This window comes from Kandleria sp. (assembly GCF_017934775.1).
Classification (GTDB): domain Bacteria; phylum Bacillota_I; class Bacilli_A; order Erysipelotrichales; family Coprobacillaceae; genus Kandleria; species Kandleria vitulina.
Genome location: NZ_JAGBIX010000089.1, coordinates 1 through 19,277 on the forward strand (window position 1 = coordinate 1; position 19,277 = coordinate 19,277).

Here is a 19,277-nt window from a genome sequence, read left to right on the forward strand (position 1 = left end):
AATTTTACGCCTGTATCTTGGACAAAAGACAAAATGGTAGTTTATCAAAGATACCGTTGTGTTCGTATGTCTATATTTATTTTCCATACATATACTATATCATAATATATGTACGCTTCCGGTATCTACATACACTTTTTTTATTTTATGCTATCCATACCACACCTAAAGGAGTGGGCTTTTCGCACAGTCTTTTGTAAATCAAGAAAAAAGCGATACAAAAGAAAAAGAGACCGTAGTCCCTTTATCCTAAAGTTTTAATCTGTCCTAATACATCCTGACACTTCTCTAAAGCAGCCTTATGTCCAATAACACACACGCTTGCCATTTTACCCATTTCGTCCAATGTATCCGCAATATCTAGTAATGCATCATTTTTCATTTCGAGCATTTCATTACGATATAGACATTCTTTTTCATAATCGATGCCCCTTAGATAATTGCCATCAGCCAATTCACCTTGAGAGCGGGCACTTCTCAATGGTTCACATTTAGCAATAGAACTGATGATAAACTGTTCTACATCACCATTTTCTTTTACAAATGTTCTTAGATAATCTCCCGCATGACGATAGATAGAAAGACTTCTAGCAACATCTGGATCACGATAAGAGTAATAAGCCAATGTACCTAGACTACCGCTCGCAAAGCCGGTACCATAAGCGCCACCTTTGACTCTGACTTCATTCCATAAATGATCAAATGAAAGCATTGTAGAAGCTACTCTCCAGACACCTGAATACTGTCTATGAAGTGCATAGAGGTTATAAGCTAAGCTGGCATAAGATACCCCATTTGGAATTTCAATACCAACGTTTTCTGACTGTTCTACACTTAAATGTGTTCCTTCTATTTCTGATGATTCATCGAAAGCATCAACCAATGGCTTGACTAATGATGATTCTAATTCATCATAAGAAGTTGAAGATGTCAATCCAATAAGCATTCTATTTCTAGTCAACTGCTGGGACTGTACTTCTCTTAGTTTTTCAATAAAGGCATCTCCTTTTTCTTCAAATGAAGAAGAAAGATCTTTCAAGTAGAAATAAGCATCCAAGCCATCCATCACTTCATTGAAGAATGCTTCTTTTGAATATGAAGAAAGCGCTCTTCTCATCGCATACTGATGTCCACTGTTGATAATATCATTTCTAAATCCTTCCTGTACCTGTAATAGAAGTGGTTTAATGAAGTCTTTACGTGTAAAATCAGTTTCACATAAGATCTCTTTAATAAGTCTGATTGCTTCTGAAACCTTTGAAGAAAGGACATTACATTTAGCAATCAAGAAGATACGGAGATCATCAGTGTGACCAGGCATAGAAGTTGAACCTAAATCAAAGCTCAATCTTCCAGTGTTGCCTTTCATGTCAATAAGAAGCTGTGTAAGTTCTCTTTTTGTTGGAAGACTTCCTAAAAAATTAGGGAAGAATGAGATTGCACTTAATGTTTCTTTATCTTTTACATCAAGTTCAAAGTAGACATTCAAGTAGACAATACCTTCATTGCCAAATGGGTGAACAAGCACCTTGACTCCATCATATTCACGAACATCAGTAGGAATCTTTTCTGGTAATGGATTCATATCTTTAAGTGATAAGTGTGGAATTGTCGCAAGGGCTTCAGGTGTATCCTTAGCTTTCTGCCATTCATCCAATGCCTTATTTTCTTCAATATGTTCTACTTTTTCTTTCTCTGTCATTTCATTGACACGTGAAAGCAGTCTTTCTTTTTCCTTCTGTTTTTCCTCTTGATCCAATGTCACACTAGGAACAGCCGTAATGGATACAAACTGATCTTCAAATAATTCTTTTAGAAGATCCTCATAGTAATGTGTATCAAGATCTTTTCTCAATGATGCAAACATATCATTGTATGTTAAATAGGTAGCTGGATCTCCATCATAGAGCCAGGCGTTGAGTACCTGAATATTATGCATTAACGCTTTCGGTTCTCCAACATCTCTTGCTGCAAATTCCATCTGGTTCAATGATGCTTCAAGCTGTTTTTTATTTAAGCCTTTTTCTAATAGTTCATCAATGACCATCTTGATTGTTGCTCTGATTTCTTCAAGACGAGAAGCTTCTGTATTGACTGCTTGAACCTGGAAGAAGGCCTGTTCAATGCCATCAGTTAATACTGTATAGAAATCCTGTGCGAGATGTGCATCCAAGATTGCTTTTTTTAATGGAGCTTCATTAGAACCAGTCAAGTAGTCACTTAAAATATTAATTGCAGAAAGTTTCTTCTTCTCTTCATAGCTTGCAATAACTTTACCAAAGGAAATCTGTGTACGCTCACTGGCATCTTCTCCTTGAGCAAGAGGATATGACATTGTGATATCTTTCTTTTCCACATTATCCTGCATTGGCAATGCGTAATCTTCATTGTTTTCTTCATATCCACTTAAGTAAGTGCTAATTTCCAAAAGGACACGATCAATATTCATATCCCCTTCTAAATAGAAGTAAGCATTAGAAGGATGATAGTATTTCTTATGATTAGCAATAAACTCTTCATAAGTTAAATCAGTGATCGCTTCTGGTGCTCCACCAGAGACATACTGATAACAGTTATCTGGATAAAGCTGTCTCATCATCTCATTATCGATACGTGTATTAACAGAAGACGTAGCACCCTTCATTTCATTTAAGACAACGCCCTTATAGACAGGTTCTTCATCAAGACTGCGCATTTCATAATGCCATCCTTCCTGTAGGAAGATATTCTTGTTTGTATAGATGGCTGGTTTAAATACCGCATCAAGATAGACCTTTGTTAAATTCATGAAATCCTGTTCATTCTTGCTTGAGACAGGATACATTGTCTTATCTGGGAATGTCATCGCATTCAAGAATGTGTTCATAGATGACTTTAGTAGTTCTACAAATGGTTCTTTTACAGGGAAATTATCTGAACCACATAATACAGAATGTTCAAGAATATGGAATACGCCTGTATCATCGCTTGGTAATGTCTTAAAAGCGACTGAGAATAGCTTATTGACATCCTTAGTTGCCAAATAAATAAGCTTAGCACCAGTAGGATGAACAAATTCTAATAGTTCTGCTTTTTGTTCTTCAATATATCTTTTATTTTTAAGTGTAAATCCATGAAGGATTTCTCCTAATTTCATCATTTTCATATTCCTCCTTAGAGTAATGTTCATTATACATCAATTTCTTATCTTAGTGTGCCTAAATGAATAAAAAATGAACATGAATTTAATCATGTTCATTAATATAGCTCTGAATACGTTCCTGAACCATTTCCGCAATCTCAGTACTTGTGAGATCTTTGTAGTCATCATAGGTTACTGGTTCAAAGAAGTGAATAGCACAATTTACCTTTTTTAATGAATTATAATCCAAGACTTTAAAACAGTTGATCATGGCACATGGCACAATTGGTGCTTTTGCATCAATTGCGGCCTTGAATGATCCACCTTTGAATTCAAGAAGATGATTCCCTTCACGAGAACGCGTTCCCTCTGGGAAGATCACAGCTGGTAAACCATCTTTTAATTCTTTTGTAGTAGAACGAATGACCTTCATGGACTGACGAAGATTCTTTCGAGAAATAGCATGATATTCCATATTATCAAGAACATCTGCAGCTAAAGAAATTTTTCTTAATTCTTCTTTGTAGACAATCTTGAATGGCTGATCTAAGGCATCAAATAAAGCAAGAATATCAAAGAGTCCCTGATGGTTAGGTGTTACAAGGAAGCCCCCTTCTTTTGGAAGATATTCTGTACCAGAGATATCAAGTTTCACTCTTGCTCTTCTTGTTGCTTTTCTTAAAAGTTTTCTTGTCCAGTTAATACGTTCTTCTAAAGAATAGCGTTCTGGATGTTTTTTATACCTTTTAATCTGAAAAATAAGAAAAGGTATTTCAAATAGGAATCTTATTACAAGATATACAAGTCTTAACATATTATACCCTTCTATATACTTCTAATGTAAATGTTTCAAATGGTCTTTTTTCCACACAGGTATATCCCATATCATCAAATGATGGGAAATATGTTTCTCCTGTGTGCTTTCCTGGAATACGAGATAATAGAATTTCATCTGCCAATGGCAATGCCTGCTTATAGATATTAGCACCACCACAAATGAAAAGATCTTCCCCTTTATCTTTATATTCCTGAATGACATCTTCTAATTGATGTCTTACTTCTACTTCATCTGAAGTAAAATCACTTCTTGTTAAAATGATAGTCTTGCGCTTAGGCAATGGACGAGATCCCATTGCCTTAAATGTATTCATTCCAAATAATACTGTATGATTGAGTGTTGTTTTCTTAAAGTGCTTTAAATCTTCTGAATTAGACCAAGGCATCCCATTTTTTGTACCTTTTTTTCCAATGAGAAGATCCTGATCTGCTGCAACGATAATTGTGATCATTAAACGCTCACCTTTCCTACTAGTTTTCCATCTGATACATAATCTTCAATCTTGATATCTTCAATCTTGAAATCAAAGATGGATTTCACTTCAGGATTCAATACAAGATGAGGCTTTTTCTTTGGCGTTCTTTGAATTTGTGTTTTTACAACATCCACATGATCTAAGTAGATATGTGTATCACCTGTCGTATGCACAAACTCTTTTGGTTCATAGCCACAAACCTGTGCAATCATGCATGTCAATAAGGCATAAGAAGCAATGTTAAAAGGTACCCCTAAGAACATATCAGCACTTCTTTGATAAAGCTGACAGCTTAAATATTTCTTATCGCTTGAAACATAGAACTGCATTAATGTATGACATGGTGGCAAAGCCATCTCATCTACCTGAATAGGATTCCATGCACTGATGATATGTCTTCTTGAAAATGGATTATTTTTTAGACCATCAATCAGTTTAGCAAGCTGATCTACACCCTGATAATTAAAGTTTCTCCACTGTGCTCCATAAACTGGTCCAAGATTGCCATGCTTTTTCGCAAAGTCGTCATCTTCTTTAATCTTTGCGACAAACTCTTCCAATGTTTCACCATTATAGTCATCGCTTTTCTTAAATGCTTCATATGGCCATTCATTCCAGATACGTACATTTCGATCTACTAGATATTTAATATTCGTATCTCCTTTTATAAACCAAAGCAATTCTTCCGCAATGGGTCTTATAAACATTTTCTTTGTGGTCATCAATGGGAAACCATCACGTAAATCATAACGTGTCTGCATACCAAAAACACTGATTGTTCCAGTGCCGGTACGATCTTTTCTGACTTCTCCGTGATCTAATATATACTGTAATTGGTCAAGGTATTGCTGCAATGTAAATCCCTCCTCTAAATTTTATATCATCATACCATATCTTCTCCATTTTTTAAAAGAGTATTCTTATCTTATTGCTTTATTCATTAACATTCCTAAAAGAATAAGCTATAATATTCCCTGTTGGAGGAATGATATTATGTCTTTTAAAAGTTCAAAAATTGCCATTGTCGGAGTCGGCAATGTTGGTGCTACAACAGCTTATACCATTATCAATCAGGGATTATGTGAAGAAATCGTCCTTATTGATGTCAATAAAGAAAAAGCAGTCGGTGAAGCCCTTGATATGCAACATTCTATTTTCTTTATGAATAGAAATATCAATGTACATGCTGGTGATTATGATGAATGCAAAGATGCGGATATTGTCATCATTACCGCAAGTGTCCCAATGGATCCTAATGCGACTAACCGATTAGATATGCTTAGCGGTTCTAAGCGTGTGATGAAATCTATTATTTCAAGTATTATGGGAAGTGGATTTAACGGAATACTTTTAGTGATTTCTAATCCAGTAGATGTAATGACATACTATGCATGGAAACTTTCCGGATTACCAAAGAATCAGGTTATCGGTTCAGGTACAACACTTGATACCGCAAGACTTGCAGTAGAAATTTCTAACCTCTTTGATCTTGATTCAAAAAGCATTTCTGCTTATGTCATGGGTGAACATGGCGACAGTGAATTTGTTTCATGGAATACTGCCACAATTGGTGGAAAACGTCTTATTGATGTCATGAATGATAACACTGAACGTGTCAATGAAGAATCATTTGATAATCTTAAAGAACAGACAATCAAGGCAGGATGGGAAATTTTCCATCGTAAAGGTTCTACAACCTACGGTATTGCAGCGAGTGCTGCAGCGATTGTAAAATCAATCTTATTTAATGAAAACAAGATTCTACCTGTTTCTGTATATCTTGAAGGAGAATATGGACTAGATGGTGTCTATCTTTCAGCACCAACGATCATCAATAACACTGGCGCAAAAGAAATTGTAGAAATCAATTTAGCTGAAGATGAAAAGAAAGCCATGGATGCTTCTAATGATATCGTGAAGTCTTTCTATGAAGCCTTAAACGATTAAAAAAGATTCCCTAGGGAATCTTTTTTGATATTTCTTCTACCATCTTGTTGGCATCTTCATCATTGATAAGATGATAATCACAAGCACTCTCATAGAGTGCTTTTCTTTCGTTAAATAAAGCATAAAGCTTATCAGCGCCATCTTTTAGAAGCGGTCTTCCTCTTGTATCGACATCATTGACAATGTGGTCAATAGGACGATCAAGATAAAATACTGTCCCCATCTTTTTAAGTAGTTCAGCGTTGCCTTCTTTCTTGATAACACCGCCACCCATCGCAAAGACAGTATTTTTCTTTTCAATAAAATCTTTTAAACACTCGCTTTCTTTTTGACGGAAGTAATCTTCAGAGATAGCGAACATATCAGGAATGCTCATCTGATATTTATTGACAAGATAATCATCTGCATCAATGAAATCATAATGAAGCTTTTTAGCTAAGAGCTTTCCAATAGTGCTCTTTCCACATCCCATGATACCAATCAATACTATATTCATACGCCTTTCCTTTCGTAATTGCCAAGCAATCTAAACTGATCTGTGCTGACTTTTAGTTCCTGTAATGCGGCTAAAACATTGTAATCTCCTAAATTGCCATCGATATCTACATAGAAGCAGTATTCCCAAGGGTTACCTGGCAATGGACGAGATTCAATTCTTGCCATGTTAATAAAGTGGTCTTTAATAATGCGCATGACTTCGAAAAGAGAACCAACTTCATGTCTTAATGTGAAGGCCATAGAAATACGTTCTGCATCAATTGGTGCTTCAAGTTCTCTGCCAATCACAATAAAGCGAGTATGATTGCTTTTATCATTTTCAATACCTGGCGCAAGAATATCCAATCCGTAAAGTTCAGCGGCTTCGCTTGAGGCAATAGCGCCAACTGTTGGATCGTTGAGTTCTGCGACAAACTTAGCTGCTACCGCAGTATTTCTATAACGGTGTTTTCCAATATGATGTTCATCAAGGAACTTAGATGTCTGCAATAATCCCTGAGGATGAGAATAGACGTCCTTGACATCTTCAATCTTAGCGCCTTTAACCCCCAATAGATTTTGAGAAATATAGAGCTGCTGCTCACCGACGATAAAGAATTCATACTGTGTGATGAAATCATAATTATCATTGATTGCTCCAGTAGAAGAGTTTTCTAGTGGAACAACACCATAATCAATTTCATTTTTCTTTAATGCTTCAAAAACATCTTCAAAACGTTCATAGTTCTGATTATTGACTTCGCCAAAATATTTCTTTGTAGCCTGATAAGAGAATGAACCAGGAACTCCCTGATAGCCAACCTTGATTCCTTCTCTTCTTGGCTGAGCAATCTTCAATGGACTATTAGGCATCAAGGATGCCTGATAGGCTCTTGAGATATTCATATTATTGGTAATAAAGTTTTTAATGTAATTTGATAGCCCCTTATTCTTGACTCTTGCAAGATTCTTATTGATGACTTCTTTTTCACGTTCTTTTTGAAAAATCTTCATGCCGTGTTCTGCTTTATATTTCACAACATCTCTAGAGACAGCCATTCTTTTTTCAAAAAGTCTGATTAATTCTGCATCAATTTCATCAATTTCCTGTCTGCATGTCTTTAAATCTTTCATAGATCCTCCATCATATCAAGCAATCCGATTGCGGCCATAGCTTCTACTACTACGAGTGCTCTTGGCACAATACATGGATCATGTCTTCCTACGACATTTACTGTATCATTAGTCTTTGTTTTTACATTGATTGTATCTTGTGTTAAAGAGATGGATGGTGTGGGCTTTACACCAACAGTAAAGATGATTGGCATTCCGTTAGTGATACCTCCAGTAATGCCGCCATTATGATTAGTACGTGTCTTTACCTGTTCTTCTTCATAATAATAAGAATCATTGGCTTCACTTCCATACAATGATGTAATATCATCCAGATCACCAAATGAAACACTTTTTACTGCTGGAATTGAAAATAACAATGGAGAAAGATGTGCTTCTACACTATCAAAGAATGGGTTGCCTAGTCCTGCTTTTACACCGGTGATGGCACATTCGATTTTTCCACCTACGCTATTTTGATGCATGCGTGCTTCTTCGATGACTTCCTGCATTTTAATGAAAGCTTCTTCATCGATGGTAGGCTGATATCTCTTAAAATCATCACTGATGTCATGAGGAAAACGTGAATCCTTGACATCCTTGATAGAAAGAATATGCGCCCCGATATGAATACCCTTTTCTTTTAGAATCTGTTTAGCGATAGCACCTGCAAAAACAATCGGTGCTGTCAGACGCCCAGAGAAATGTCCGCCGCCTCTTACATCATTAAAGCCGTGATATTTTACATAAGCAGGATAATCACTATGTCCCGGTCTCATTTTTTCTTTAAGATAGCTGTAGTCTTTAGAGTGTTGAGAGGTGTTGGCAATCATGGCACAAAGTGGTGCACCTGTTGTTATGCCATCAACGACTCCACTCATGATTTCTACTTCATCAGCTTCTTTTCTAGGCGTACTCATTTTATTTTGTCCCGGTGCTCTTCTTTTCATTTCTGCTTTGATCATATCCATATCTAGCTTAAGACCTGCAGGAAGATTACCGATCACAATACCAATGCCCTTTCCGTGGCTTTCTCCAAATAAAGACAATTCAATATGATGTCCCCAATTAGCACTCATGATATTGTCCTCCTAATTTTTTATAATCTTCAAAGAAATGAGGATAGCTCTTGCGTACACATAAAGCATCGTCAATTTCTAATGGTGATGTTAATCTTGTGGCTAGAATCGCTTCACTCATGGCCATACGATGATCATTGAAGCTTGTCAGTTTGCCTCCATGCAATGTATCTTGACCAACGATAGTTAAGCTATCTTCTGTTTCTTTTACTTGAACACCACATGTTTCAAGCATAATGCGTGTAGCTTCTAAACGATCACATTCCTTAATGCGAAGACGCTGTGCATTGATAATATGACTTGTTCCCTTGGCAAATGCACAAGCTACACCAAGAGCAGGAATAATATCTGGAACTTGTGAGGCATCAATCGTTGTTGCTTTAAGCTCTTCTGCTTCCATCTTGTAGCCCTCATCAGTCTTGATAAGCTTAGCCCCCATTCTCTCTAGAATAGGAATAATTTCTCTATCACCCTGACGTGAAGATAAGTTCATATTAGTAAGCGTTATATCATGTCCTATTGCATCAGCGACCAAGAAAAAGGCTGATTGTGAAAAGTCAGCTTCTACATTATAGTTAGCTGCATGATATTGCTGATGTGGGGGGATGATAAAACGTTCATAGTTTTCATTGATGATCGTAATTCCAAAATGTTCAAGCATCTGTAATGTTAAATCAATATAAGCTTTTGATTCAAGCTTGGTTGTAATGACAATCTGGGATTCTCCTTCTAGTAGAGGCAAAGCAAAAAGTAATCCGGTAATAAACTGTGAAGAGACATCTCCTCGCATATGGAATGTGCCTGGTGTAAGTGTTCCTTCTACATGAAGATCAAGCACATCTTTCTTGTAGCTATAGGAAATACCTTCTCTATCAAAGATATCATAGTAAATATCCAAAGGACGCTTACCTAGCTGACCTTTTCCAGTAAAGTGTGTCTTTGTCCCTTTTACACAGGCAAGCGGAACCATGAAACGAAGCGTAGAACCTGATTCTTCACAATTCATTTCTGCTTCTTTACTAAAAGAAGAAAGACCTTCAATAGTTACGGTACTGCCTTCTACGACAATATGGGCACCCAGTGCTCTCATACAGCCGATTGTTGCTTCAATGTCTTTAGACATAGAGACATCACCAATCACACTTACCCCTTTTGATAATGAAGCGCAGATAATGGCTCTATGGGCAAGTGATTTTGATGTTGGCAAAGCCAATAATCCCTGAAGCTTTGATGATTCAATGCATATTGGTTTCATTTACACAACCTCACTTGTCAAAATAAATGTATTTTCATCTTTATGAATAAAGTAATCGCCAATATCTTTAAGCAATACAAAAGAGAATGATTTATTGATATTCTTCTTATCATGTGAAATAGCTTCTAATAGTTCTTTTGTATTCACATCAGCTTTTAATGGAAGATCATAGTGACGAAGTACTTCTACAATACGATCAGCAGTCCCTTTCTTTGTTAATCCTTGTTCTTCCGCAATACGCGTAATAGCTACCATACCAATAGCGACAGCTTCTCCGTGAGAATACTTTTCATAATGATAGTGCTGCTCTATTGCATGACCGATTGTATGTCCGAAGTTTAAGCAAAGACGATCTCCAAAATCAAAGAGGTCTTTTTCTACGACATCTCTTTTGATATCTACACAACGATAAATGATTTCATCAATATCTTCATACAGTGCATCAAAGTTTTCATAGTTAGCCATTCTTTCAAAGAAAGCTTCATCTTTAATACAGCCATACTTGATGACTTCTCCCATACCATCCTTGATGAAATGAGGATCCAATGTCTTTAATGTCAATGGGTCAATAAGGACAAGAAGAGGATGCTTAAAAGCACCGACAAGGTTCTTTCCTTCAGGGACATCCACTGCCACTTTTCCTCCTACACTTGAATCCACCTGTGCTAGTAGTGAAGTAGGAATCTGAATAAACTTGATGCCTCTTAAAAATGTTGCTGCTACAAATCCTGCAAGATCTCCTACAACGCCTCCACCTAGGGCAATAATCAAGTCTGTTCTGGTCATATGATATGCTAACAGCTTTGAGTAAAGTTCTGGAAGATGATCGAACTGTTTTGATGGTTCCCCATGTGGGATAACGATCTCTCCTACAGTATATTTTTCACTTAATTGTTTTTTTAGTTTTTCTCCATATAATGGATAAACATTATCATCAGAAATGATGACAATACGTTCTCCTTCAAATAAAGATGAGATAGAAGATAACGCATGATCTAAAATGCCCTTCTCAATGACGATATCATAGCTATCCTTCTCTAAATTCACACGCATTTTCATAATTGTGTCCCCCTATTTAAGAAAGCTCCCATCCTAAAAGGACGAGAGCTTGTGATAGTCCATTACAGATTTAAGATAAAATAATGTTTTTTCTCTCATTTTATTGAAATAATCTTATTATTTATGCCATTATTTGTCAATATCTAAAATTTTCATCAAAAGCAATAATGATCCAATAATTCCTTATGTCCATTCTTAATATAGTCATGATATGAAGAATAAGCAAAACGTGAAGTCCCTGTTTTAGCGTTATGCTCATAGATCACATCACCATGATCATAAAACTTCAGATCTATTTTCTTATAGAGATCATAATTCTCTTTCAAAAAAGAAATAATTTCTTTGTTGAGCTTATAACCACATCTTCCCTTTTCCCCTAAATGAAGTGTCTGTATTAAAAGACGTTCACTTATATGATACGTCTTCATTTCTATCTCATCCGCATGCTTGAATGTATAATCCATCAATGACGAATAAAGAGATATGCAGTTGCTGTCAATCAAAGTTAATTCTTCCATGATATTCCCTCCAAACAAAAAAAGATTGAATTTCTTCAATCTTTCTAAATGATATAAGACTTAATGACTTTAGTCTTACGAGAAAAATCCTTGTCTATCTTTTCAAAATCCGAGCGATCTTTCTCATTGATAATCAACACCTGAATCTTCGTACTGTAAAGAGCAGCGAGCGTCTCTTTATGAGTACTGTAGATACATGGTGTAATACTCTGTTTTAAAGATGAAGAAATATTTTCTACAACATCATTAATTCTATGTGCATCATCGCTCATATAGCCAAATGCACTATTATTAAGGTCATACAATGATTTTGCCTTATCACTGCTTTCGACAAGAACACTGTATCGTTCACGATCTTGTGCATAGCCCTTCATCCAGCCAAACACCTGTTTCTTTTCAAAAGAAGTCCAGCTTCCTACAATTAAAAAAATACATATCGCCAACTGTACAACCTTAGCGACATAATTGATGCCAATCGGCTGTTTTACTCTCTTGCCTTTCACTTTAATCAAGCGAGGCTTCTCAAGCTTGTAGAGGAGCATATTGACAAGCAATAAAGATATTCCCATAAATAATGATGAAGTAAAATGCATTTCATCATTAATGTAGGATACTAATAAAAACATAAAAATAAGCATTAGGCTTATCATAAACAATAATCTTCTTTGAACTATATTTTTGCCTTGCTTATCCATGTTTTCATCCTCCTTTGTCACTATTATATAGGAAAATCAGTATTCTTTACAAGGTTAAGGACAAAAAAGAAAAAAAGGTGTCATTATATTTTCATTTTCATGTTGCATTTTCTTAAAAGCCATATTATAATAAACGAGCAGTTGCCCCGGTGGCGAAATTGGTAGACGCAGCAGACTCAAAATCTGCCGGCCTTAAAACCGTGCCGGTTCGAGTCCGGCCCAGGGCACCAGCTTAATAGTGAAGCCAGTACAATTGTACTGGCTTTTTTTCAGCTTTATTCTGTATAATAGGATTGGTGATAGATATGGATAAATTTTATGAAAGAATGAAAGAAATGCTTGGTGATGAATATGATGCTTTTATTGATGCATTAAATAAACCAGCAGTTAAAGGTCTTTATCTTAATAATAAGAAACAAAATATTGAAAAGGTTCTTCCTAGCATGAAGCCTCATCCTTTTGTTAAAGAGGGCTTTATTTTTGATGATCAAAAATATGCTCCAGGGAAATCTCCTTATTTTCTAGCAGGACTCTACTATATCCAAGAGCCTTCTGCCATGCTTGTCGCTAATATGATTGATATTAAAGAAGATGACTACGTATTAGATATGTGTGCGGCTCCCGGAGGAAAGAGCTGCTCTGTCGGTGCGCGACTCTCAGATGATGGACTTCTGATTGCTAATGATATTTCTCATTCCCGTGCCAAAGTTCTAAGTGAAAACATTGAACGCTTCGGTTTATCTAATACCATTGTCACATCGACAGATCCTCTTCGTTTTGTTTCTCTCTTGGATGGCTTTTTTGATAAGATCATCCTTGATGCTCCATGTTCTGGTGAAGGTATGTTCAGAAAGCTTGATCAGGCCGTAGAGACGTGGTCTTATGAAAAGGTATTAGAATGTGCCTCTATTCAAAAGAACCTCATTGAGGCTGCCTATAAGCTACTTAGAGAAGGTGGCGAGGTTATCTACTCTACATGCACCTACTCGAAAGAGGAAAATGAGGATATTATCGAGTATGCTCTTTCCAACTTTGATTTTGAACTTGTACCCCTTCCTCATATTGAAGGAGAAACAAGCTACATGGATGGTACCATTCGCTGCTATCCTCATAAACATGAAGGTGAAGGACATTTTATTGCTAAACTAAAGAAAGTAGGATCATCTAGTACCATTAAGCCATCAGTGCTTAAGCCTCATATATCTAAAGAGGCAGAAACAAATCTTAGAGCGTTCTACAAGGAATCTTTAAATTGCAAAGTTCCTCCTCTGCTTCTAGAAAACAAGGGACATATCTATGCAATCAAGCGTCATTTCCCTGATCTTAAGAATATTCGTATTTTAAGAAATGGTCTTTATCTTGGAGAAAGCAAAAAGAACAGATTTGTTCCGAGCTATTCTCTTGCCTTGACTTTAACTAAAGATGATGTAAAGAACTTCTATGATTTCAAGGAAGAGAGTGAAGAAATCAAGAAGTATATTCATGGAGAAACTCTTCCAGCCAATAACAAGAAAGGCTATGGGGTCATCTTTGTAGATGGTTATCCACTTTCTTTCTACAAAGAAAGCAATGCAGTAAAGAACCTCTTCCCTAAGGGATTAAGACGATGAAACGTTATCAGATGATTAAAGACGAAGCAATCAAGATGCTTGAAGAAAAGAGTCATGGCTTCTATAAAAGAGAAGCCTATGCTCATATGTTTCAAGTAGAAACACTCTGTGTTCTTCTTGCAAGAAAAAGAAATCTCAATCAAGAATTAGCTAGTATCATTGGGTTATTGCATGATATTGCTATTCCGTTAACAATGAACAGCTTTGATCATGCGAACAGATCTTCCATGATTGCCAAGGAGCTATTGATGTCTTCTCAGCAGTTCAATGAAGAAGAAATCAATCTTATTGTGCATGCTATTTCATGTCATTCTAACAAGAGCATCATCGAAGATGATTATTGTGAATTAATCAAGGATGCAGATGTTCTTTCTCACTCACTAGAAGGACAGCTTCTTAAAGAAGAAGAAAACAAAAGACTTTCTCATATTGAACTTTAAAAGGATGGCCATCAGCCATCCTTTTCTTCTCCTTCATACATACCTTGAATCTTTCCATTGATCTTATCCATGGATATATGAAGATCATCTAATTGTTTAATGAGTGTATTAGCACTACGATAAGCTTTCTCATATCTTTGTATCATGCGATCACTATCTTCTTTTAGACTGATCAGCTGCTTTTCAATCTTTTCTATGTTTTGAGCACGCTGAAAATCTTTTGTGATTGCAAGAAGAGTCATGGTTACTCCCATCAATGTTGAAGGGGATGTCATCATTACATGATGACGATGTGCTTCTTCAATAAGCTGTGGTTCTTCTTCCCATAAATAAAGATAGATAGCTTCACTAGGAATAAACATGATAGCTTCTTCACTTGTTTCTTGTGGAATAATATATTTTTCCGCAATATCATGAATGTGCTTTTTCACATTTTTTCTTAATTCTCTTTGTGCAATGACTGAAGAGGGATCATCTACAAGACGTAGATAGTTTTCACTAGGAAACTTAGAATCAATGCAAAGCACTTGTTTTTGATTAGGAATATGCAAGATTGCATCTGCAATTTTGCCATTAGAAAGATGATATTGTGTCTCATATAACAAAGAAGAATGACCAAGATAAAGAGAAAGCAGATGGTAGAGCTGATACTCACCAAAGTTTCCTCTCTTTTTTGTATTGACCATCACATCATTCATATTGCGAATTGTCTTTGTCAAAAGATTAAGCTTCGCATCAGAAACGCCGAGGTACTCTTTTGTCTTAGATAGTTCTCCTAAAAGAATTTCATAGCTTTTCGCTAAAGATTGATGATAACTCTTAGATGCTATTAATTCACGTTCATTTTGTTCAATGCCCTTTTCTATTCGCGCAAAAGAATCACTGCGATTGAATTTCATATAGATCACGACAAGCATGATCAATATGGCAATAAGCAAGACAAGTAGAATCAATTCCATTATCTTTCATTTCTTTCTAGTTTCACGATAGCGTGTACCAATGGTGTATTTGGATCAACATCCACGCCTGAAACATAAGTAATATGATAGCGATTCTGTAATTTTTCAATACTTAATCCTAAAGCGCTCATATTCTTTCCTTCAAGGATCACTGCTGGCACTTTAGAAAGAATGATGGATTTAGCGATTTCTTCTGTAATATCTCCACCGTGTACGACAACTTTGTCATATGTCTTCTTCTTGCATAATCTTACAATTTCTTTATCGATGTTGCATAACTTGAAGAACTTGTTCATCTCTTTAATGCGATCTCTATTCTTTAACGCATCATCTAACTGATATTCGTTTTCTTCTAATGCTGTGACATCATTAGGAAGACTCATTTCCCATAATCCTAGTCCACTGTATAATGAAAGGATTTCATCTTCTTCATCAACAAGGGAAGTAAGAACATCATACTTCTTATATTCCATTTCAGGATTCATGATCATATGTGATTTCACATTAATCTTATAGTCCTGATCCTTGCATGTTAAAGTCATAGCATTCATGCCATAAATACGCTTAAATCCTTTTTCATTGAAATCAGAATGGCTTGATGTATTGATTGAATAGTAGATTGAAACAACTTCATCAATCTGAGCAATTTCTTTTGTTACTTCTTTAGCGATACCATCTTTACCAGTAATAAAGACAACCTGTAATCCTTCGTTGAATTCTCTTACCATGATATAGCGTAAACCACATTTTACTCTTGGATAATAATCTTTACATTTATGTTCATTTAAGATCTTCTGAATCTTATTTAATGTTGTATTGATAACAGGAGACTGAAGACGATATAGATCATCTACACTTAAGAAATGATCAACCCCTTCTAATTCACCAAAGACTAGTTTTCCTCTTGAATAGACAATAGGAAAAGCAGCATAGTGTCTATAATGTTCCACTTCATCACTTGAAAGAACTGGCTTGACATCTAATTCTTCGACATCAAATTTTGTATACTTCGCAATAGCATCCTTGATAAGTCCTTTCTTGAAAGGAAGCTGATCAAGATAGTTCATATGGAAAAGACTGTATCCATAAGTCTTCTTATCATTATTATGATGTGGTACACGCATAGATGACTTCTTAAGCACCTTTACGACATGTCCACTTAAATATCTTCTTTCTCTTACATCAATTTCTGCGAGAACTTCTTCACCTGTTAAAGCACCTTTGATAAAAGCAATCTTCTGATCAATATAGCCGATTCCTTCACCATTGATACCCATTTTCTTAATAACTAATTTTTCACTTTTCATTCTTTTTCCCTTTCTTATTGCAAATATACATAATGTACATGCCAATATAGAATATTTCACTCGCCCAGTTAAAGACAAACAAGATGATGACTACTGAAGCAAGTGGTCCATATACGGACTGAAAATTGGCATACTTAAAATAAACTGAAAATATGATATATAAAATAACCATCCCTACAGCGGCTACCTGTGAACCAATAAAAGCATATCTCTTCTTTTGCACACGTACTCTTGGCACGATCAGATATAATGCATAAAAGAATAATGTGATTATGCCATAGATAATTATATACTGGAAAACTTTAATGCTGTAGAGGATCTTAAAAAACTTGTAGATTGGTCCTGATGCAACTACGATCACAAATCCCATCATTGTCAAAAGCAGGATGAATGTAATCTTAAATACATATCCATAATAAGACAAAGGATTCTCTAATTTTATATCAGGATAAAACATTCTCTTTGATGTCTCATAAATATGTGCAACACCACGTGATACAGCATATAGCGATAAAACAATGATCACAATGGATGTTGTCGTCACTCTCGTATTATTTAAGACATCAACAATCATTTTAGCATAATCCGGTCTTAAATACTGTTCTAGAATACGTTCCATGATTTCTAGATCAACATGAAAAAACGATGCTGCTATAGCCAATAATGTCGTCGCTGGAATAATTAATATTAACAAATAAAAAGAGAGTGCGGCACTTGAAGAACTCGGTATACAGATTCTATAGTCATTATAGACTTTCACAGCTTTATGATATAAATCTTTTACACCCAGCTTCATATGCGCTCTCCCTAAAAACGTATTATGTATCCTGTTTTTCATCTTCTATAACAGTCAGTCTTAATGTTTCAATACGGTTCTTTTCAATTTTCTCAATTACAAATAAGCCATTACCAATAACGACTTTCTGATTGATTTCTGGTACACCACCGACCGCACCTAAAACAAGTCCACCGATTGATTCAAATTCTTCAGATTCAAATGAAGTACCGCACTCTTCATTGACTTCATCGATATCCAATGAACCATCAAGTAAGAACTGATTATCAGCTAAAGCAACGACATCGTCATCTTCCTGATCATATTCATCATCGATTTCTCCGACAATCTCTTCAACGATATCTTCCAATGAGACAATTCCACTCATGACTCCATATTCATCTAAAACAACTGCCAATGTGACATGATCTTTTCTCATAGATTCAAAGACATCTGAAATCTGGTTAAATTCATAGACAAAATATGGTTCTCTCATGTAGTTCTTAATATCAAATTGTTCCTGATCTACATCAGCTAAAAGTAAATCTTTTATATTTAATACACCGACAATATCATCACTATCTTCATTACGATAGACAGGTATACGTGAAAATTGACAGTTTTTTAAGAAATCAATAAGTTCATCATAGGAGATATCATCCTTGACATCTTCCACATGAATACGTGGTGTCATAATCTCCTTGATTTCAGTCTCTCCAAACGCAAAGATATTATGAAGCATCTTTCGTTCATCATCTTCCAATACCCCTTCTTCATGAGAGACATTTACAATAGTCTTGAGATCTTCCTGTGTAACAGTTGGTCCAGTTGAAGAAAGGTCTCCAAAAGCCTTCATCATAATATGTGTAAAAACATTCAAGATGAAAACAATTGGCATAAATACTATTCTAAAAAATGAGATAATAGGCGCAAAGGCCAATACAAATTTTTCAGCATTGTTGCTGGCAAGGGTTTTAGGCGTAATTTCCCCAAAGATAAGAATCATCAATGTTACAAATCCTGTTGCAAGAGCAACGCCTATACCTTCATTTCCAAATACAGAAATAACAAAAGATGTTGTTAATGATGATGCTGCAATATTAACTAGATTGTTGCCAACAAGAATTGTCGACAAGAGCTGTTCATTATTATCAAGAAGCTTCTGTACAAGCTGTGCACGACGGCTATTTTCTTCTTCCGCTAAAGTCTTGATTCTAATCTTAGATACAGCCATAAACGACGTTTCTGCAGATGAAAAGAATGCAGAAAGCATTATTAATACCAAAAAGGCAACAATCATAATGGTTTGACTCGGTTCCACTTATTTATCATTCTCCTTATAATCCAATTTAGTAGCATAATAAGTTAATTTTAACGTTTTGTCAATCTTAGTATAATTGCATTTTAACATTACTGCAATCGTTTTTTAAATTGAGAAAATATGTACTTTCTTTTATATCTTTATTATAAACGCTAAGTTTAAGAAAAATGTTGCTACTAGATCATTAAATTTAGCTTAACACCTGATTTTCTACTTTATAGCCACCTAACTTAAGTCATGATTTTTTAAATAATTGTAAAATGATCTTAAAAGGTCAGGTGAGTGCTA

General features: G+C 35.5%; 18 protein-coding genes, 1 tRNA gene and 1 pseudogene. 4 read left to right on the plus strand and 16 right to left on the minus strand.

Translation table 11 applies throughout. The annotated features are described in order from the left end of the window. The 5 genes and pseudogenes from J6L95_RS09395 to thyA all read right to left on the minus strand — a co-directional run. Positions 1-87, minus strand: a pseudogene (locus J6L95_RS09395) (IS200/IS605 family transposase); the annotation flags it as partial. Between the two features lie 157 nt (positions 88-244). After that, entirely contained in the window at positions 245-3,139 is a 2,895-nt protein-coding gene (locus J6L95_RS09400; protein WP_287458946.1) for an insulinase family protein, read from the minus strand. A gap of 85 nt (positions 3,140-3,224) precedes the next feature. Further along, on the minus strand, positions 3,225-3,935 hold the full coding sequence (locus tag J6L95_RS09405) for a lysophospholipid acyltransferase family protein (protein ID WP_029070092.1): 711 nt from the start codon (positions 3,933-3,935) through the stop codon (positions 3,225-3,227). Position 3,936: 1 nt separating this feature from the next. Further along, positions 3,937-4,410: a dihydrofolate reductase gene (locus J6L95_RS09410; RefSeq protein ID WP_287458947.1), complete on the minus strand. Its 474-nt coding sequence runs from the start codon at positions 4,408-4,410 to the stop codon at positions 3,937-3,939. Next, complete coding sequence (gene thyA, locus J6L95_RS09415) at positions 4,410-5,288, minus strand: thymidylate synthase (protein ID WP_287458948.1); 879 nt, start codon at positions 5,286-5,288, stop codon at positions 4,410-4,412. Before thyA ends, J6L95_RS09410 begins: the two co-directional genes overlap by 1 nt. A 139-nt stretch (positions 5,289-5,427) precedes the next feature. On the opposite strand from thyA, the gene J6L95_RS09420 reads away from it, so the two are divergent. After that, positions 5,428-6,381, plus strand: a complete 954-nt coding sequence (locus J6L95_RS09420) for an L-lactate dehydrogenase (RefSeq protein ID WP_031588455.1) — start codon at positions 5,428-5,430, stop codon at positions 6,379-6,381. Between the two features lie 10 nt (positions 6,382-6,391). On the opposite strand, the gene J6L95_RS09425 is transcribed toward J6L95_RS09420, so the two are convergent. From J6L95_RS09425 to J6L95_RS09455, 7 genes are all read right to left on the minus strand, one after another. Further along, positions 6,392-6,877, minus strand: a complete 486-nt coding sequence (locus tag J6L95_RS09425) for a shikimate kinase (RefSeq protein ID WP_287458949.1) — start codon at positions 6,875-6,877, stop codon at positions 6,392-6,394. Continuing rightward, positions 6,874-7,992 carry a chorismate mutase gene (locus J6L95_RS09430; RefSeq protein WP_287458950.1) on the minus strand — a complete coding sequence of 373 codons (1,119 nt, stop codon included), beginning with the start codon at positions 7,990-7,992 and terminating at the stop codon, positions 6,874-6,876. Before J6L95_RS09430 ends, J6L95_RS09425 begins: the two co-directional genes overlap by 4 nt. After that, positions 7,989-9,050 carry a chorismate synthase gene (aroC, locus tag J6L95_RS09435; RefSeq protein ID WP_029070098.1) on the minus strand — a complete coding sequence of 354 codons (1,062 nt, stop codon included), beginning with the start codon at positions 9,048-9,050 and terminating at the stop codon, positions 7,989-7,991. The genes J6L95_RS09430 and aroC overlap by 4 nt, the downstream gene beginning before the upstream one ends. Beyond that, complete coding sequence (gene aroA, locus J6L95_RS09440) at positions 9,040-10,305, minus strand: 3-phosphoshikimate 1-carboxyvinyltransferase (RefSeq protein ID WP_287458951.1); 1,266 nt, start codon at positions 10,303-10,305, stop codon at positions 9,040-9,042. The genes aroC and aroA overlap by 11 nt, the downstream gene beginning before the upstream one ends. After that, positions 10,306-11,364 carry a 3-dehydroquinate synthase gene (gene aroB, locus J6L95_RS09445; RefSeq protein ID WP_029070100.1) on the minus strand — a complete coding sequence of 353 codons (1,059 nt, stop codon included), beginning with the start codon at positions 11,362-11,364 and terminating at the stop codon, positions 10,306-10,308. Between the two features lie 155 nt (positions 11,365-11,519). Continuing rightward, a complete protein-coding gene (locus J6L95_RS09450; RefSeq protein ID WP_029072420.1) occupies positions 11,520-11,882 on the minus strand; it encodes a hypothetical protein in 363 nt (120 codons plus the stop codon). Between the two features lie 44 nt (positions 11,883-11,926). Beyond that, positions 11,927-12,577 (minus strand): hypothetical protein, encoded by a 651-nt coding sequence (locus J6L95_RS09455; RefSeq protein ID WP_029072421.1) that lies wholly within the window; start codon positions 12,575-12,577, stop codon positions 11,927-11,929. 143 nt (positions 12,578-12,720) lie between these two features. On the opposite strand from J6L95_RS09455, the gene J6L95_RS09460 reads away from it, so the two are divergent. The 3 genes from J6L95_RS09460 (at position 12,721) to J6L95_RS09470 (ending at position 14,627) form a co-directional block, all read left to right on the plus strand. Then, a tRNA-Leu gene (locus J6L95_RS09460) sits at positions 12,721-12,807 on the plus strand. 75 nt (positions 12,808-12,882) lie between these two features. After that, positions 12,883-14,187 carry an RsmB/NOP family class I SAM-dependent RNA methyltransferase gene (locus tag J6L95_RS09465; RefSeq protein ID WP_287458952.1) on the plus strand — a complete coding sequence of 435 codons (1,305 nt, stop codon included), beginning with the start codon at positions 12,883-12,885 and terminating at the stop codon, positions 14,185-14,187. After that, positions 14,184-14,627 carry an HD domain-containing protein gene (locus tag J6L95_RS09470; protein ID WP_287458953.1) on the plus strand — a complete coding sequence of 148 codons (444 nt, stop codon included), beginning with the start codon at positions 14,184-14,186 and terminating at the stop codon, positions 14,625-14,627. The genes J6L95_RS09465 and J6L95_RS09470 overlap by 4 nt, the downstream gene beginning before the upstream one ends. Positions 14,628-14,638: 11 nt before the next feature. Here the strand turns inward: J6L95_RS09470 and rmuC are convergent, their stop codons facing one another. From rmuC to J6L95_RS09490, 4 genes are read right to left on the minus strand one after another with little or no spacing between them, the layout of a single operon-like run. Next, a complete protein-coding gene (rmuC, locus tag J6L95_RS09475; protein WP_029070105.1) occupies positions 14,639-15,586 on the minus strand; it encodes a DNA recombination protein RmuC in 948 nt (315 codons plus the stop codon). After that, entirely contained in the window at positions 15,586-16,893 is a 1,308-nt protein-coding gene (locus J6L95_RS09480; RefSeq protein ID WP_287458954.1) for a TRAM domain-containing protein, read from the minus strand. The genes rmuC and J6L95_RS09480 overlap by 1 nt, the downstream gene beginning before the upstream one ends. Beyond that, the gene (locus J6L95_RS09485; RefSeq protein WP_287458955.1) at positions 16,883-17,689 is read right to left on the minus strand and encodes a YihY/virulence factor BrkB family protein; all 807 of its coding nucleotides are present in this window, start codon (positions 17,687-17,689) and stop codon (positions 16,883-16,885) included. Before J6L95_RS09485 ends, J6L95_RS09480 begins: the two co-directional genes overlap by 11 nt. Positions 17,690-17,711: 22 nt before the next feature. After that, the gene (locus J6L95_RS09490; protein ID WP_287458956.1) at positions 17,712-18,989 is read right to left on the minus strand and encodes an HlyC/CorC family transporter; all 1,278 of its coding nucleotides are present in this window, start codon (positions 18,987-18,989) and stop codon (positions 17,712-17,714) included. Between the last annotated feature and the right edge of the window lie 288 nt (positions 18,990-19,277).

Excerpts from the sequence above, each read along its gene's own strand:
- J6L95_RS09400 (WP_287458946.1), bottom strand. The coding sequence starts at position 3,139 with ATGATGAAATTAGGAGAAATCCTTCATGGATTTACACTTAAAAATAAA.
- J6L95_RS09405 (WP_029070092.1), bottom strand. The coding sequence starts at position 3,935 with ATGTTAAGACTTGTATATCTTGTAATAAGATTCCTATTTGAAATACCT.
- J6L95_RS09410 (WP_287458947.1), bottom strand. The coding sequence starts at position 4,410 with ATGATCACAATTATCGTTGCAGCAGATCAGGATCTTCTCATTGGAAAA.
- J6L95_RS09420 (WP_031588455.1), top strand. The coding sequence starts at position 5,428 with ATGTCTTTTAAAAGTTCAAAAATTGCCATTGTCGGAGTCGGCAATGTT.
- J6L95_RS09425 (WP_287458949.1), bottom strand. The coding sequence starts at position 6,877 with ATGAATATAGTATTGATTGGTATCATGGGATGTGGAAAGAGCACTATT.
- J6L95_RS09430 (WP_287458950.1), bottom strand. The coding sequence starts at position 7,992 with ATGAAAGATTTAAAGACATGCAGACAGGAAATTGATGAAATTGATGCA.
- aroC (WP_029070098.1), bottom strand. The coding sequence starts at position 9,050 with ATGAGTGCTAATTGGGGACATCATATTGAATTGTCTTTATTTGGAGAA.
- aroA (WP_287458951.1), bottom strand. The coding sequence starts at position 10,305 with ATGAAACCAATATGCATTGAATCATCAAAGCTTCAGGGATTATTGGCT.
- aroB (WP_029070100.1), bottom strand. The coding sequence starts at position 11,364 with ATGAAAATGCGTGTGAATTTAGAGAAGGATAGCTATGATATCGTCATT.
- J6L95_RS09450 (WP_029072420.1), bottom strand. The coding sequence starts at position 11,882 with ATGGAAGAATTAACTTTGATTGACAGCAACTGCATATCTCTTTATTCG.
- J6L95_RS09455 (WP_029072421.1), bottom strand. The coding sequence starts at position 12,577 with ATGGATAAGCAAGGCAAAAATATAGTTCAAAGAAGATTATTGTTTATG.
- J6L95_RS09465 (WP_287458952.1), top strand. The coding sequence starts at position 12,883 with ATGGATAAATTTTATGAAAGAATGAAAGAAATGCTTGGTGATGAATAT.
- J6L95_RS09470 (WP_287458953.1), top strand. The coding sequence starts at position 14,184 with ATGAAACGTTATCAGATGATTAAAGACGAAGCAATCAAGATGCTTGAA.
- rmuC (WP_029070105.1), bottom strand. The coding sequence starts at position 15,586 with ATGGAATTGATTCTACTTGTCTTGCTTATTGCCATATTGATCATGCTT.
- J6L95_RS09480 (WP_287458954.1), bottom strand. The coding sequence starts at position 16,893 with ATGAAAAGTGAAAAATTAGTTATTAAGAAAATGGGTATCAATGGTGAA.
- J6L95_RS09485 (WP_287458955.1), bottom strand. The coding sequence starts at position 17,689 with ATGAAGCTGGGTGTAAAAGATTTATATCATAAAGCTGTGAAAGTCTAT.